Raw genomic sequence first — 15,841 nt, 5'->3', positions numbered from 1 at the left:
AAAAGCCTCGTGCCTATATTGCCCTGAGGTTAAAAATGGTGTAGAGGTATTGATAATCAAAGTGGCTTAATGTGGGCTGGTTTGGTGTTTGTTTGCCATGGTGTTGCGCTGGGTGTGTTAGTTGTTCTTGTTTTGTGTGTCTAGTGTTTTTCGTTATTTAATGGGGATAATATCAACATTTAATTTTTACCAATGAATTTAATGAAAATTAAAGTAATGAAAAATAATAAGTTACTTTAGAATTATAGGGTTAGAGTGCTACGTCAATTTGCTGACTTTCTTTTCATAGAAATTTTGGCATATATTTCTATGTTACTGTTTTGTTGATTGTGATGATTGGAGTTTAAATAGTGAGCAACTTAGTGGTGATGGTTAATAGTTGAACTGTCTGTTTGTGTTTTACTCTCTGTTTCTTTTAAAATAATTTGAAATTTTTATAAACCAAAAATTGAAGGCTTTAATATTAGTGCGGTTTGGCTTGTTTTTTATACAGCGGCTAGGTAGTGAAACAGATCAATAATCACAAATTCATAAAGAAATGTTGCTAGGCTGGTTGGATTTAGCACCAAGTATTATGATGCTAAAGCCTGAAAGGCGATAAAGCTTTTACGAAAGAAAAGAGAAGTAGCTATTCTTTTGTGCGTTTTCTAAGCTTGAGTTCTTTTCTTAGCTGATGAATATAATCAATGCGGCTCGGATTGGCTGGTTTAGCTTCTTCTTTTAGTTGGTTAACAACCTGTGCTTCTGTTTCAGTTACGCACCGGCCATTGATACGTACATGTGGCGCTTTGCTCTCGATAGTAGCTTGCTCTGCAGCTTCTTCTTGTGCTTTAGCGATGGCTTCTCGAGCAACACTTTGATTTGTGGGCTCTTGAATAACCGATTGACGACGAAAGGTCGTCTTGACACCAGATTGAGATTGTTGGTCGCGCTGTTTAATAAAGTTATCTAAATAATCACTAAAGCTCATATTTCTACCTCAAAGGCGTTTGAGTGATGGATCTTTGTGACAAATTATATGACTGAATATGCAAAGCAACAAATGCTATTATTTGTTACTTTACTTTCAATGGGCTAAATGGTCGCCGACTCAGTAGAGTCCAAATAGAGCAGCTCAAAGTCATTGATTGGCATTGGCGCTCCAAAGTAAAAGCCTTGAAACTCTTCGACCCCCAGACTCCCTAAAAAATGCTGTTGAGCTTGGGTTTCAACTCCTTCAGCCACAACGTGCATATTTAGGTTGTGGGCTAGTTCAACAATGGAGCGTGTGATCGTGATATTGTCTTTGTTTTCTGGCAGATCTTTTACAAATTCACGATCGACCTTCAGAATATGTATCGGGAAGCGGCTGAGGTAGGCTAGCGATGAATATCCTGTGCCGAAATCATCGATTGCAAGTTTGACCCCCAACGCTTCAAGGCCGATTAATTTATCTAGTGCGTTTGTAACGTCACACATGACTACGCTCTCTGTGATTTCCAGTTCAAGGCACCGAGGATCACAGCCTGATTCATCAAGTGCATTTTTTACTGTTTCCACTAGATTGGAATTGAGAAGCTGTCGTGCAGATATGTTGAGTGCAAAATTGAGATTAAGATTTTTTTGCTGCCATTCTTTTAGTTGCTCACAAGCTCGATGGATTAAGGACTCGCCAACTTTGATAATTAACCCGGAATTTTCCAGAACTGGGATAAATTCAATTGGCGAGCGGATTTTGCCATTTTCATCTTTCCAGCGAAGTAAAGCTTCTACACCGCAGATCTCGTGAGTGACCGCATTAACTTTCGGTTGATAATAAAGTTCGTAACGATCGGTACCAATACTTCTTCTCAGCTCGGACTCAAGCTTAATGCGTTTGATGCTTTCGAGCCCCATTTGCCGGGTAAAAAAGCAGAATTTATTTCGGTCTTCGTCTTTAGCTCGGTATAACGCGATATCGGCATTTTTGAAGAGTGTTTCAACATTGCTGCTGTCATCGGGAAATAAGCTGATCCCCATGCTGGCGGTAATGAAGAGCTCTTTATTCTCGATACAAAGCGGCTCACTGATATGTTTGATGATCCTATTTGCCAGGTTGGCAATTTTGTTCGGTTCTACTTCGGTCTTTATTACGATGGCAAATTCATCACCGCCCAGCCTTGCTAATAGATCATCCTCTCTGAGTGTATGCTGAATGCGGTGAGCTATGGCTAGTAAGACTTTATCGCCAATATCATGATTTAGTGAGTCATTGATCTGCTTGAAATGGTCTAAATCAATACTTAGCAAAGCAAGGCTTGTGAACTGTTTTCTTGCCTGTATCATCGCTCTTTCGATGTATTGTAGTAGCAGGGTTCGGTTTGGTAGTTCAGTTAATAAGTCATAGTGAGCCAATTTATGGAGTTTACTCTCGAATAAAACTCGTTCTGTGATGTCTTTTCCTGTTGATATATAGTGGCTGATATAACCTCGGCTGTTTCGGATAGGTGAGATGGTTCTTTCTTCATAGATCACTGAATCATCTGGTTGTCTGCGAGTAATAACTCGGTTTATTGTACGACCTTCTTTCAATTCTTCCTGTACGAGCCGAACGTCCTTTTCGTTATCTAAACTTTGCTTGAGCAGGGAAGAGGATTGCGCTCCTAAGATATCTTTGGAGCTGATACCATTAAATTTCTCAAAAGCCTGATTGACGTATTCGACGATACCACGGTTATTGGTAATGATGATGGAATCATTGCTTTGTTCTAACGCTCGCGACATGCTTTTGAGCTTTTCTTCACGCTCAATCCAGTAAGTGATATCCCGGAAATTAAGGAGCACTTCGCTACTGTCACTGTAATGTGTCTCTGTGGCGATGAACTCGATATGTCGGGTTTTTAAATGGCTTAACTGAATCCTTGCTTTGATAGGAGTGTCATTAGTTTCTGTGTTAGTTTGGTGAACTTTTTGTACCAGCTTTTTAATTTGGTTACGATTTTTGTCGCCTGTGATGAGCTTGAGTAAGTTTTTGTCTTGAGCGGATTCTTCATTAATGTTGAGGATATGACCGGCAGCTTTATTGATTGTATTGATATTCATCTCCCGATCTATGGTGATCAGGCCATCGGGAACGTGTTTCAAAACTGTTGAGTATTTTAGCGCAACGTCTTGAATATTCTGTTTTAGTTGCATTTCATGCCGAAGCATGTGAGATAGGTGCCAGGATAGAACAAGGCAGCCTGAGAACAAGGAGACGACCAAGATGCCGAAAATAGTAAATTTGATCATTCTCTCTTGGGTGAATGCCAATTCCATAACAGCCTGTGTTATATCTACCTTTGAAATTATGGTCCAGGGAAGATCGCTACCGTCAAATGGGAGGGTAAAAAGTTCTTCTCCTTTAAATCTATCTCCTGAAAAGAAGCGGGTAAATGTATAGAGGTAATCTCCCTCTACTATTTGTCCTTTTTCACTGGCGCTGATTGCCTTCCATAACTTTGGGTATTGTTCAAAAAAGTCTTGGGTGGCGTTGTTTTGTCGGCGAGTTGGCATAAATTGCCACGCACTGTCAGAGGTTGGCCCCAATAGCCATTGTCCCTCGTTGTTAACGAGCCAGTTTTGCCCATTACTCCAGCGATATTGATTATTAAGTTCTGAGAGGTAGTTATAGCCCAAGTAGTTTAGGGCGATTAACCAGCTTTGGCCGTTAATTTTAAAATGACTGATAAAGCGGAGCATCGGTTTGGCTGGGGTTTCGATAATGCCGTTTTCAATATTCAGGTCAAACTCTGAAGTATAAAATGATCCTGGTTTTATTTTTAAAGCATTTTGCACATACGGCCGGCGGCTTTTATCCTGCAACTGGTTTGGTGGTATCTGAAATGCTTGTCCGTCTTTCATGTTGATCCGGACGACTTCCATTCCTTGGGCGTTGATAAGCCGCACTTGATCATAATAGGCTCGGGTGAGGATCATTCGTTTAAAGGCAGAGGCAATAATGCTTTTTTTCTCGGCAATATCATGGCTGTTTTGGCTGACTTCTTCGAGTTTTTGGGTCAAGTATCGAAGATCATCGATGATGGGGGCAAAGTATAATCGGGTGATATGTAAGGTGGATTGATGAATATTGCGTTCTCTTTCCTGGATCCGCTGCTCAAGTTGCTGGACATCTTCATGATAAATATAGAAAGCAGCTCCAGCTGTAATTGAGAGAAGCGGTAGTAATAGAGCCAGAAATCTGAGTAAAGCTACTTTCATATATTCATCCATGATGCATCTGATACTTACCAAGAATTAGTATAGTGTACGAATGAGTCTGGATGCATATAAACATGGTGGCGGTTGCTGATTTTGCTAGGGAGTTCACCATCAGTAACGTTTGGTATTATGAAGAGGTATAAAAAAACGGGGTAATGTTATTACCCCGTTTTTTATTATAACTTATTGAAAAATCAGAAAGTGAACTGATCCAGTGCAGATTTGTTGATTTGTTCAGCCAGAACTTTGTGGGTTTTGGTCGTCGGGTGTGTTACGCCCCAGAACATGTAACTATCAGAACCGTATGTCGCACATTCGTTAGTTAGTGAATGACTCATTAGGTAGTCTTTAGATGAGCTGCGGTTAATATTCAAGCAGGCATCAGTAACGTTGTGGAAACCGTATTTTTCTGGTGAGGTGCTGATGTTATTAAATAGTGCTGTTGTGTCGTACAGTGAGATATTGATTCCCTGAAGTTGATATTTCAAAACTTCAGCTTTAATAAACTGGTTAAACTCTTCAATTTTCTTGCTTACAACAACAGCTTCTTGTGGATCTGAATACTTGAACTGAGGGGCAATCGTTGCATCTGGCAAGGTTAGAGCCAGGATGTTTTTAGCACCGTGATCAGTTAGGCGCTTAAGTGCGCGGGCGTAATCCTTTGTCACATCTTCTACTGAACGGTTGTAGTTGATAAAGTCATTCAAACCAAATTCAATAGTAAACAGACTGTTTTCTGGCTGGTAGTTTTTAGCCATCTTCATGTATGTCAGGTATGAATCAACCTGATCGTGAATACCTGATAGTAGTTTGTACTGGGTGTTGCCAGCCGCTCCGCCTACCGCCCAAGTGTATAGTGGCAGATTTTTTTCATTGGCAAGGTACTCAGTCCAGACAAAACCGTTACTGAAGTGACCCAAGAACCAAGAGTTGCTGTTTGGGAATGTCCACTGGAATCCATTGAACAGGTTGCCAGTATCTGAAATGCTGTCACCAAAGCTAATGATTTTATTGATCTTAGCTGGCTGGTTACTGCTGTCATTGGTCCAGAATGAGTGATTGTAAGAGTATTTATAATCTGATGCAAAGAAGGTGATATCAGCCGCTTCGTGCTCAACGCCAAGGGTTTTCTCACACTGTGCTTTAATTTCCTCTTGCGGAGTATCAGTAAAGAACATATTCATGAAAGAATATAAATGTGATGAATACCAGTACCCATTAACGGTGTAGTAGCTACCGTCGTCATTTAGGGCCCATTCCCAGCTAGTTGCAGGTTCATTATGGTTGTTACCAGTACGATACCAGCAACGTGCATAAGTGTAAGTTTCAGATGCCTGAACGCTACGGACGGCTTCTGCTGTGATATCTTCTGGCTTAATTGTTTCTGTGGCAGACGCGGCGCCACAGAAAGGCAGAAGTATTGAAATGGCAAGTAAAGTTTTTTTCATTTTTAGTCCAATACAATTATTGTTGTTGTGTTGTCACCAAAATAGCGACAAAGGAAATCACGCATTCAAAGAATGATTGATTAAGGGTTAACGGTACTAAAGTCAGTAAACCTGCTGGTATAAAGCACACTGTCAGGCTTATCCTTAATGCCCTCTATACGTATAATGCTCGGTACTGATGTTGACGCATCAATTGCATTGATCGTCCGATCATTGTTGGTCGTAAACAGAACGTCATTTGAGAACTGATTAGGTTCTTGCCATGACCAAACCTGAGTATTTGGCGCATAGTCAGCATTACATTGATCACTGAGTGATAACTTGCCGTTAGCGGTATCCAGGCAGCGATCAATGTTGGCAACACTGCGGTAGCGCTTTTCCTGGTCATAAATAAATGATTGTGATTTGGCCCCTTCTTTACAGTCCTTAAAGGTCAGCTCGTTATCATTAACAACGGTCAGGCATTTTGCATTTTGCTGGCTCAGGAATGTTGATTTAATGGTGACCGCATCACTACCTAAGAACCATGGACTGTTCCAGTCGATATTGATCGGGAAGCTGTCGGTATAAGTGAGTTTTTCAAAATCACGATCTTTCTGCCAGTTGCGATCCCAGCTGGTTTTGCTGGTCCGCAATTGGCTACCTGAAGCATAGCGGCGTCCAAGAATCCAACGGTTGTGACCAAAGAGGGCAAGGCTATTGACCTTAGTCGTGACATTGATAGTTGAGTTGCCAGAAACATTTTCTTTAGCTGCAATTTTTGCAACGAAATCAGGGCGTAGACCGCTTAATGCTAATGGGTTATTGGCTCTTAGTTTGTCAAAGTTCCATGGATTTCCTCGGAAATCATCATAGTCCCAGCACCAGCCGTCAGCCGTTCCAAGATTACAGAAACCATCTTCAGGGTTAATTTGTGAACCGTACTTGTTGTTTTCGTATTTAATTTGGTAGCCATCACGATTGGTTTGAGTTACAAGGCCAAATTCTTTTTTGTTGGTGATGGTGTATTTGTCGGTAAATTTATACTCAATGTCTTTAATTGGAATTTTAGGGGAGAATCCAAGGCCGACTTTAATACTAGAACTAGTTTCTTTCTCTATCCTGGTAGCAACTTGATCCTGCATTCGAGGATATAAATCGTTGAGGTAGATATTACCGTTTGCTAACTTGGATTTATCATTGACTTTTACATCGATACTTACGGAGTCAAGATATTCCCTGTAGACGTAACTCACACTGCTATTGTGTTGCCAGCGATAGTAAATATCAGACCACGCATTTTCCATGCCCATATCAATGCCTGAACCTTCGGCCAAAACGATCTCGACGAATTTGTCTTTATCACCGGAGCGGGAGTAGAACGGTGATTTTCGGTAATAGCGAACTTTATATTTTAATGTTGCGTTACCTTTACTTTCTCGTTCAACATTAAAACGGCGATGAAGGATAAATTCCATTACCTTGGGGTTGCTACTTGAGCTAAGAGAGCGGCGGCCTCTACTGATTTTGCTTAGGTCCTGTGTAAGGTTTGTGGCAACATATTCAGCTTCAGGGCTGTCAAGTAAATAGATTTCTCTTTGTGAAAGCTTATTAGGTTTAGTTATTAGGACATAGTTACTACTAACACCTAAACCAAGGATTCGATTAGTAAACGTGTTTCTGTCATCAAGGCTTAACTCAGTGAGGTTTAGAATGTAGTAGCGACAGTTTTCCGGTAATGTTGTTTCGTTACCGTATAAATGACATTCTTGCTGAAAGTAGGGTGTCGATGATTGGATTATATCTGCTAGATTGTCTGATTGATTAAGGCTTGCAGCATGGTTCAATGAACTAAATAGTAATAATAAGCTCATGCCGATAAACGCGCACGGTATTTTATTCATTATATTTTCCTTTATTCACACTTTTTCTAGGTATAGAAGTGTTGCGGCTTTATTTTAGGCTGGATGAATAAAGGCAACCAGGGTGAAAGCGCATTTCTGCGTTGTTGTGTTGGAAATACTGGCATTTTCAACATTCACTGTCAATATCATCAATGATTTATAAATTTCAGTTTTGAATGGGTGTCAATAAAATCAGGCTTTGAAGCTTTAAATATAAATTATAATGAATTGTCTGGGATGTTTGTTTGATGAAAATAGAATCACGTGTTTACCTTTATTAAACTGTTGGTATATTTCGCAGGTGCATTTATCGGTGAATAAATATTAATGAAACATTCATTATATTATTCGGTTTATTATCCTCTTGGTGCTTAGTGAGCATTTGTAAAGCAGCGATTGGTGTCGCTGCTTTACATTTGGTGATTTACCATTCGCCAATGTTATCCATGGAAAGCCAGGGCTCACAGGGTTCAAGAGCTTCACCTTTTTGTAAAAGCTCAATCGATATTCCGTCAGGAGAACGCACAAAGGCCATGTGTCCGTCGCGGGGAGGGCGGTTAATAATTACGCCTTGTTCTTGTAGGTGGGAACAAAGCTGATAGATATTATCAACTCTAAATGCAAGATGGCCAAAGTTTCGGCCTCCGGTATAGATTTCAGAATCCCAATTGTAGGTTAGTTCAAGCAGGGGAGTACTGTGAGTGCCAGCGTGGGCTACATCGTCACGGGCGGCCAGAAACACCAGAGAAAATCGGCCTTTATGATTATCAATACGGTGGATTTCTTTTAGGCCTAATTTTTTGCAGTAGAAGTCGAGAGATTCGTCCAGGTCACGGACCCGAACCATAGTATGTAAATATTCCATTAGCACATCCTTTTGATAAATTTAGGTAAACCACTCCAAGAGTAAATCACTAACAGCTTCGCCGACGCCTGCGGCTGATTGCGGATTTTGGCCGGTGACTATTCGGCCATCAATAATGACATTTGCAGTCCAGACTGGCTTTTCAACGTAGTGAGCACCACGAATCATTAATTCATCCTGAAGTGAAAAAGGAACGACGTTGCTCAGTTGAACGGCTTCTTCTTCGGCATTACTAAATCCAGTCACCCTTTTGCCGTCGATAAGAAAACTTTCGTCAGAAAGCTGGATATTGATTAGTGCTGCCGGGCCGTGACAGATTGCAGCAACGATACCACCTTCTTCGTATATTTCGGCAGCCTTGTCCTGAACGTCAGGATCGTCAGGAAAGTCCCACATGGTGCCGTGCCCTCCGGCAAACACAATGGCCTGGTAATCAGAGGCATTAATTTCATCCAATGACTTACTGGCTTTTAGCGTTTGTGTCAGCTCCGGTGTCGCCATAAACCGTGCATTATCCTTATCCTCTTCATCCCAGCTTCGCGGATCGATCGGTGCTTCGCCTCCCTGGATTGAGACAATATCAACGTTAATGCCCCGTTTCGCGATAGCATAATAAGGGTGGGTGAGCTCTGAGAGCCAGAATCCTGTTGTCTCATTGGTATCACCCATATGCGCGTGGCTTGTCAGTACAATCAGTGCCTTTGCCATGTTCAGCGTTCCTCCGGGCTGGGAAATGATTTTGATAAGGATGTGAGAGCCTAGTGATAAGCGTAGTAAGTTTCCGAACGAATAGATAAATCTGGCTGATTACAGTCTGTGCTTTGCCTTATTTTTGAGTTTGAATCTTGGGTGTGAATCAATGTGTGTTTTATTTATGAAACATAATGTATTTGATAATTTACTGAGAAAGTACCTTGTGTTCATTTGTTATCCAATATGAGAATCGGTATCTATTTGAAATATAGAGGATATGCAATGAAATGGTTGGTTAGGCTTGGTATCGGCGTAGTGAGTTTAGTGGTACTGCTGGTGGTTGGAGTGATGATGCTTCCACCACCGGAAATGCCCAAACCGGATGGCCCGCATAAAGTAGGGATCACTGAGTTTGAAGTGAGTGAAGGCGAGCATTTAGTTCATGTTATGTTATGGTTTGGTATCCGGCAGTTGATACGGCAGATGGAGAGCATATGCCTTATGTTGCCAATTATGTGGCTGAAGCGTTTGGTGCGCAGCAAGGGGTACCGGCTTGATTACTTAATGATTTTTCCTGGACTAACCGTCAAGTTGTAAAAGCAAATAGCGGGGGGAGGCTGCGAGGCAGTATTCAGTGGTGCCGGCCACATGAATTTTAGTGACCTGAACCATATTTCGCCGCTGAAATATGCAGGCATTTGGGGTACGATTGATTCAACCGTTATGCATGATACAACCAATACGTTGTTGGTTGGCTTCTTTAACCAACACTTGCGTGATGGTGAGCCAATTCAGGCTCCGACAGGTGTCGAGCTACGGGTGTATTAAGAGTCTTATAGCGAATATCCCTTAAGAAAAAGCCCCGGCCAGAGTGATCTGAGCCGGGGCTTTGTTATTAAGCAATTATCCTATCGGAATTAGCTTATTTCAATCGGACCGCCGAATGACGTTACTGGCGGCACCTTACCGGTGAACTTCTCGAAGTTAACCAGACAGGTGTTAGCACTGGTTGCCTGCGCCAATTCTGATGATGGAATATCCTGAGTCAGGGTATTTGGATCACCATAAGTATCGATAGCGCCTTCTTTTTCGTTAAGCGGGCCATACCAGGCACCTTCTTCAATACGGATTACACCGCGTGCATAGCTGTCTGTAAGAACGGCACCAGCCAGTAGCTGGCCGCGGCCGTTGAATACTCGAACAAGGTCGCCATCTTTGATGCCTTTTTCTGCCGCATCTTCAGGGTTAATGTAAACAGGTTCACGGCCCTGGACAGCGTAGGTTTCACGGAACTCTTCCGATTCACACATCTGTGAGTGCAGGCGCTTGTCAGGGTGACAAGACTGCATCCAGAATGGGTATTTATCGGAACCTGGACCACCGTGAGAGCGTTCGCTCTTCTCGAACCACATAGGGTGCCCCTGACAGTGTTCGTAACCGAAACGGTCAATCTTACGGCTACTGATTTCAATGAAGCCAGAAGGTGTGCCCAGCGCGTTGATTTCAGGGTCTTCACGGAAATCGGCATGGCGAACCCAAGGCTTACCTTCACCGAAGTCCAGAACACCTTTTTCCCAGAACTCATCAAACTCAGGCATATCGAACTTGCCTTTGTTTGCTGCGCGGCAGTCAGCATATAGCTGGCGAACCCATTCCATTTCGTCCATACCACGGGTGTATTCCTTGTGGCGGCCAAAGCGGCGAGAAAGCTCGGTAAAGATTTCAAAGTCAGTTTTAGACTGATATAGCGGATCGACCAGCTTGTGCATTGCTAGCAGGCCACGGCCGCTGTACGAGCCGTAAACGTCGATATCGTTACGTTCGAACTGGGTACAGGCCGGAAGCACAATATCAGAGAAACGGCAGGTTGCAGTCCAGGCAAAATCAACGGTGACAACGGTTTGAAGTTTGCGGAACGCTTTCTTCATGCGGTTGCGATCCTGGTGGTGGTGCCAAGGGTTGTTACCGCTGATCACCATCATTTTGTAATCTGGCAGCTTAACTTTTGAACCGTTGTATTTAATTTCCTTGCCCGGCTCAAGCAGACAATCAATCCAGCGTGCAACCGGGATAGTGCGGCTGTAACCGTTGAAGTCGTTATTGTCCCACTTAGGTTTCTTACCCTGATCGAGGTTACGCGGGAAGCCACCCGGTGCAGCAAAGCCAGTTGAAGGAACACCAATTGAGCTGTAGTGGTGACCGTAGGAAACACCGCCGCCAGGCAGGCCGATTTGACCTACCATTGCCGCGATAACAGCACCCATCCAGTATGGCTGTTCACCGTGCTCCTGACGCTGGATACACCAACCGAATAGAATCTGGGTACGGCCATTCACCAGCATACGGGCAAATTCACGGATTTTCTCAGCATCAACACCACAGATTTCTGCTGCCCATTCTGGTGTTTTCTCGATACGGTCTTTACTCTCACCCAACAGGTAAGGCACAAACTCTTCGAAGCCCAGGCAGTAAGTCTTAATGAACTTTTTGTCGTACAGGTCTTCGGTATACAGTGTGTGCGCCACTGCCAGCATGAATGCAACGTCAGTCTGCGGGTTGATATAAAGGTGATCGTTGCCCAGGTAGCGCTGGGTTTTGTTTTTCACCGGGTCAACAGACAGGACATTGACTTCGCCTTTGGCAACTTTATCTTTCAGCTGCTCCAGGTAAGCGTATGATTCGTGAGTTTCACAGTTCCAGCCAACCTGAAGGTTTTTAACCGGATCGGTTGCCCACAGAACAATGTTGTCACTGTTTTTCAGGATTTCAGACCATGACGTACCTTGTGCATACACTTCGGTAGAACCCAGTACGTAAGGAAGAATTGTCTGGCCTGCACCGGTTGAGTAGTCACCTACTTTCGTAATGAAGTTACCGTGCATGCCAACAGCGCGCTGCATGTGGCTGGTACAGCTGTGGAACTGACCAGTCTGACGCCAGCCTGTCTGACCTGCGTGCAGAGCCCACGGACCGTAGTCTTTCTGAATACGCTCCAGCTCACGGTAGAACAAGTCCAGGGCTTCGTCCCAGGTGACTCGAACAAAACGGTTATTGCCGCGAGTTTCGGCACTGTATTTGTGCTTTTTCAGCCACTCCAGGCGAACCATTGGATAACGGACGCGTGACGGGCTGTAGATGATCCCTTTGACACCGTTAAGCATGTCAGTCGGGTATTTGTCCATCTCTAGTGGTTTGATTTCCTGTACTTTACCGGCATAGATGTGAGCGCGGAATGCACCCCAGTGAGAGCCGGATACTTTCCAGCTACCGGTAGTTTCAGCAGCATTAACCTTTGCTGAAGCCAGCAGGCTAGGGCCGATGACAGAGACGGCACTAGTGGTTGCCAGGCCTTTAAGAAAACTTCTTCTGGTAACAGACATACTTAAATTACTCCATCAATCGCTTAGTGGTGGCCGTCAGAAAAATCGGATGAGTGCTTTTGTAGATACTTCAGTACTACAGCTTTGCTGTCGGTATCGAAGTTAACGAATGCCATCATGCCGTTGAACATGCCAGGCCAGGTGTTGGCATCAAAGTGCGCTTCGTCCGGCTGGGTGTGACATACAGAACAGTTAGTCTGGTAAGACTGTTTAGCTTGTTCCCAGATAGGCTGTACGTCGTCTAGCAGAGCTTCTTTTTTCATCCAAAGCTTTGCAGTCACACGCTGCCAAGGTAGGCCAGTTAGCTCATCTTCTTTACGCTCAAACTTCTCAATAAGCTGATCGTTAGTTGATGTTTCTTTCAACAGTGAAGCAACAGCGATGTTCATACCAAAGTCTTCCTGGATAACTCGGCCGAAGCCTTTATCTTTACGCCAGCCTGCAACTTCCACCTGGATTGCATCTTTGGTTTGATCAATAACTTTAACGGCAGAGGCTGGGTTCAGAAGGCCCGCTTCAGTGCTCAGGCTTTTCTCTTCGTAAAGCGGTAGGTGACGGACACTGGTGTACTCGTTGCCAATGTCGAACTTGGTGTTGGAAGCCAGTTGTTCCAGCTGGCTGATCATACCGCCGGTGCTATCCATGTTCTGAGGCAGATTGTGGGCAATACCTTTGTGGCAATCGATGCAGCTTTGGTCGCGCTCGGCAGCTTGCTTCATTTGGATGCGAGCCGTTGGACGCATATTGTCAAAGTCCATGCTGTCGTAGTCGTGACAGTTCTTACACTCCAGAGATTTGTTCGCAGAGAAACGATCCCATTCATGTTGGGCAAGGGCAATTCGGCGTTCTTCGAATTTTTCACGGGTGTCTAAATCACCAAAAAGTTGGGCGAACACTTCTTTGCTTGCTTGCATTTTTCGTGCAATTTTATCTGTCCAGTTGTGTGGAACGTGACAGTCTGGGCAGGTGGCACGAACACCTGAGGTGTTTTTCCAGTGAACCGTTTCTTGCAGTTCCTGATAAACATTGTTTTCCATGGTATGACAGCCAATACAGAATTCTTCTGTGTTGGTTGCTTCTAGTGCGGTATTAAATCCACCCCAAAAAATAACTCCGGCCAGGAAACCACCGAGTGTTAATACACCGAGGCTGATATGGACACTTGGGCGAGACAGGGTCTGCCAAGTTTTACTAAAAAAAGATTTCATGCTGCGTACTCTTGTTGTTGATTCTGGTTATTGTGGTGTTGGGATCAGCCACCGTGTCCTGGAGGACCCATGAAAAATACTTGCATCATCCAAATGAAGAACCCGTACCCACCGACAAACATCACGCTAAGAATCGGAAAGAGAACGACGGTTATTAAAAAGAAAGTTCGCCACTCAAGCTTTTGCTTGTTTTGGCTTGTTGTAGTTATGCCATTGTTCATATTGCTACCTGCTTAAATTGAATTGACTTGGAAACATCAACGATGAAAATTAACAATTCTATTTTTAGAACGATCATAAGAGATATTTTCACGGCGATTCAATTGGCTCGAGGGTATTAATATATTTAATCTTTACGTTTTTTGATCTTCAACGGAAAGATTAATGGTAATGATATAATTGTGTCAGCTTGTGTTCTTATGTGTGCAATTGTGAATGGCGGGGTAGGGCAAGAATAACCAGCTGCATGTGTGTTAATTGTTTTTATTGTTAATGGCGTGTTTTTGCTTTGTTGGGGTTGGAGTGTTTTGAATGCTGTTAATAATTTTATGATTATGCAATATAGATATTACAGCATACATTTTTATTGCCAATCACCATAAAGTAGTATTAGTTGTGACTGGATATTAATGGGTGACGGTTTGCATATAATTTTGTTAACCATTGCTTAAATGAGAATTTTTATTATTTATAAGTGTTAACTAAATTTGATTAATATTAATCGTTGGAATGCAAAAAATAACGCCAATCACGCACGTGACTGGCGTTATTTGATCTGATTGGTGAGGGTTTGATCATTTGGTTATTTCAAATGCCAGAGCATTTTTTTCCACCTGGCGAAAGAATAAAGTTAAAAGTCCGTTAACGAACAAATAGAATATTCCGGCAACACTGAATACAACGAGTGTGTCGTATGTTTGAGCATTAATACGCTGAGCATAACCCATCACATCCATAATAGTGATTGTGCTGGCTAGGGATGTACCTTTGAATACCAATATAACTTCATTGGAATAAGCGGGAATAGCCCGGCGAATCGCATAAGGTAGTAATACGCTTAATGTGCGTTTTGTATCCATGCCCAATGCCCGGCATGCCTGCCACTGGCCCGGTGGAATAGCTCTAAACGCTCCTTGAAATAGTTGGGTACTATAAGCAGCAGTATTGAGCGCCAAGGCTAACATTGCACAAAACCACGGCTGGCTCAGCCAATTCCAGAATATGCTGTCACGAATAGCGTCGAATTGGCCTGGTCCATAATAGATAAGGAAGATCTGGACTAGCAGCGGAGTGCCAGTAAAAAGTGTAATGAGCCCACGGCTTAGCCAATGTAAAACGGGAGTTCGTAGAATCAGGGTAATTGTCATTACAAGTGCTAAGGTGCAGCCAACAAGCAATGATACCAGGGCGAGCTCAATGCTGGTAATAAGACCCTCGAGAAGCTGCCATAGATGTTGGTGATTCATACAGGTGCTCCTTGGCCGAATTCTTGAGTAGTGAATTTACTATCTAAGATTTTTATGGCTCTTTGTGTCAGCAGAGTGATAACAAGATAAATCAGGGCTGCACTGGCATACCAGGTAAAACTTTCATGAGTGGCAGCTACCGTCAGCTGCGCTTGCTTAAGCAGGTCGGTAACACCGATCAGTGATACCAGCGCAGTGTCTTTGAGCAGAATCAGCCACTGGTTTGTTAATCCTGGCAGGGCATGGCGTACCGTCTGTGGCAGCACAATACGGAAGAAAGCCCAGGATTTGCTGATACCTAGAGCGCTGGCTGCTTCACGCTGACCATTGGGTACGGCTTTTAATGCCCCTCTTAGCGTCTGCGCGGCATAAGCTGCAAAGATCAGCGACAGGGCTGTAACGCCGGACAGGAACGGACTGACTTCTACAAAATCGCCGGTCAGAATAAACAGTACCTGAGTTGAGCCAAAGAAAATGAACAGCACAACCAGCAGTTCAGGTAGACCGCGAAGAACGGTGACTAATATCGTTGTCGGCCAGGCAATGAATTTGTAGCGAGACATTTCACCGCCGGCGAATGTAACAGCTAGTACTAATCCGGCTAACAGGCTGGCTAAAGCCAGCTGTAAAGTCAGCCAGCCAGCTTCTGCCAAAGCTAGCGCATAACCAGATAACGCCAT

Annotated in this window: 13 protein-coding genes; 2 read left to right on the top strand and 11 right to left on the bottom strand. The window is 43.5% G+C overall.

Going from position 1 to position 15,841, the window contains the following annotated elements; genetic code table 11:
* Nucleotides 1-628 precede the first annotated feature (628 nt).
* From Q0852_RS06395 to Q0852_RS06370, 6 genes are all read right to left on the bottom strand, one after another.
* A complete protein-coding gene (locus tag Q0852_RS06395; RefSeq protein ID WP_299015486.1) occupies nucleotides 629-970 on the bottom strand; it encodes a hypothetical protein in 342 nt (113 codons plus the stop codon).
* A gap of 104 nt (nucleotides 971-1,074) precedes the next feature.
* Nucleotides 1,075-4,230 (bottom strand): EAL domain-containing protein, encoded by a 3,156-nt coding sequence (locus Q0852_RS06390; protein WP_299015483.1) that lies wholly within the window; start codon nucleotides 4,228-4,230, stop codon nucleotides 1,075-1,077.
* A 182-nt stretch (nucleotides 4,231-4,412) separates the two neighbouring features.
* Nucleotides 4,413-5,666 (bottom strand): SGNH/GDSL hydrolase family protein, encoded by a 1,254-nt coding sequence (locus tag Q0852_RS06385; protein ID WP_299015481.1) that lies wholly within the window; start codon nucleotides 5,664-5,666, stop codon nucleotides 4,413-4,415.
* Nucleotides 5,667-5,746: 80 nt separating this feature from the next.
* Complete coding sequence (locus Q0852_RS06380; RefSeq protein WP_299015479.1) at nucleotides 5,747-7,549, bottom strand: RICIN domain-containing protein; 1,803 nt, start codon at nucleotides 7,547-7,549, stop codon at nucleotides 5,747-5,749.
* Nucleotides 7,550-7,973: 424 nt separating this feature from the next.
* A complete protein-coding gene (locus Q0852_RS06375; RefSeq protein ID WP_299015476.1) occupies nucleotides 7,974-8,414 on the bottom strand; it encodes a VOC family protein in 441 nt (146 codons plus the stop codon).
* A 21-nt stretch (nucleotides 8,415-8,435) separates the two neighbouring features.
* Nucleotides 8,436-9,122: a type 1 glutamine amidotransferase domain-containing protein gene (locus Q0852_RS06370; RefSeq protein WP_299015471.1), complete on the bottom strand. Its 687-nt coding sequence runs from the start codon at nucleotides 9,120-9,122 to the stop codon at nucleotides 8,436-8,438.
* 267 nt (nucleotides 9,123-9,389) lie between these two features.
* Between Q0852_RS06370 and Q0852_RS06365 the strand changes: the two genes are divergently transcribed.
* Both Q0852_RS06365 and Q0852_RS06360 read left to right on the top strand, forming a co-directional pair.
* The gene (locus tag Q0852_RS06365; protein ID WP_299015468.1) at nucleotides 9,390-9,704 is read left to right on the top strand and encodes a hypothetical protein; all 315 of its coding nucleotides are present in this window, start codon (nucleotides 9,390-9,392) and stop codon (nucleotides 9,702-9,704) included.
* 51 nt (nucleotides 9,705-9,755) lie between these two features.
* The gene (locus Q0852_RS06360; RefSeq protein ID WP_299015465.1) at nucleotides 9,756-9,935 is read left to right on the top strand and encodes a hypothetical protein; all 180 of its coding nucleotides are present in this window, start codon (nucleotides 9,756-9,758) and stop codon (nucleotides 9,933-9,935) included.
* 89 nt (nucleotides 9,936-10,024) lie between these two features.
* Here the strand turns inward: Q0852_RS06360 and torA are convergent, their stop codons facing one another.
* The 5 genes from torA to artQ all read right to left on the bottom strand — a co-directional run bounded on the left by torA (nucleotide 10,025) and on the right by artQ (nucleotide 15,841).
* Nucleotides 10,025-12,487 carry a trimethylamine-N-oxide reductase TorA gene (torA, locus tag Q0852_RS06355; RefSeq protein WP_299015462.1) on the bottom strand — a complete coding sequence of 821 codons (2,463 nt, stop codon included), beginning with the start codon at nucleotides 12,485-12,487 and terminating at the stop codon, nucleotides 10,025-10,027.
* A 23-nt stretch (nucleotides 12,488-12,510) separates the two neighbouring features.
* Complete coding sequence (torC, locus tag Q0852_RS06350; protein WP_299015459.1) at nucleotides 12,511-13,695, bottom strand: pentaheme c-type cytochrome TorC; 1,185 nt, start codon at nucleotides 13,693-13,695, stop codon at nucleotides 12,511-12,513.
* Between the two features lie 44 nt (nucleotides 13,696-13,739).
* Complete coding sequence (torE, locus tag Q0852_RS06345; RefSeq protein WP_299015457.1) at nucleotides 13,740-13,916, bottom strand: trimethylamine N-oxide reductase system protein TorE; 177 nt, start codon at nucleotides 13,914-13,916, stop codon at nucleotides 13,740-13,742.
* A 573-nt stretch (nucleotides 13,917-14,489) separates the two neighbouring features.
* Nucleotides 14,490-15,161 (bottom strand): arginine ABC transporter permease ArtM, encoded by a 672-nt coding sequence (artM, locus tag Q0852_RS06340; protein WP_299015454.1) that lies wholly within the window; start codon nucleotides 15,159-15,161, stop codon nucleotides 14,490-14,492.
* Entirely contained in the window at nucleotides 15,158-15,841 is a 684-nt protein-coding gene (artQ, locus tag Q0852_RS06335) for an arginine ABC transporter permease ArtQ (protein WP_299015451.1), read from the bottom strand. Before artQ ends, artM begins: the two co-directional genes overlap by 4 nt.

This window comes from uncultured Photobacterium sp. (genome assembly GCF_947502415.1).
GTDB lineage: Bacteria > Pseudomonadota > Gammaproteobacteria > Enterobacterales > Vibrionaceae > Photobacterium.
The sequence above is the reverse complement of the archived record's forward strand: the minus strand, read 5'-3'. Positions and strand labels throughout refer to the sequence as shown.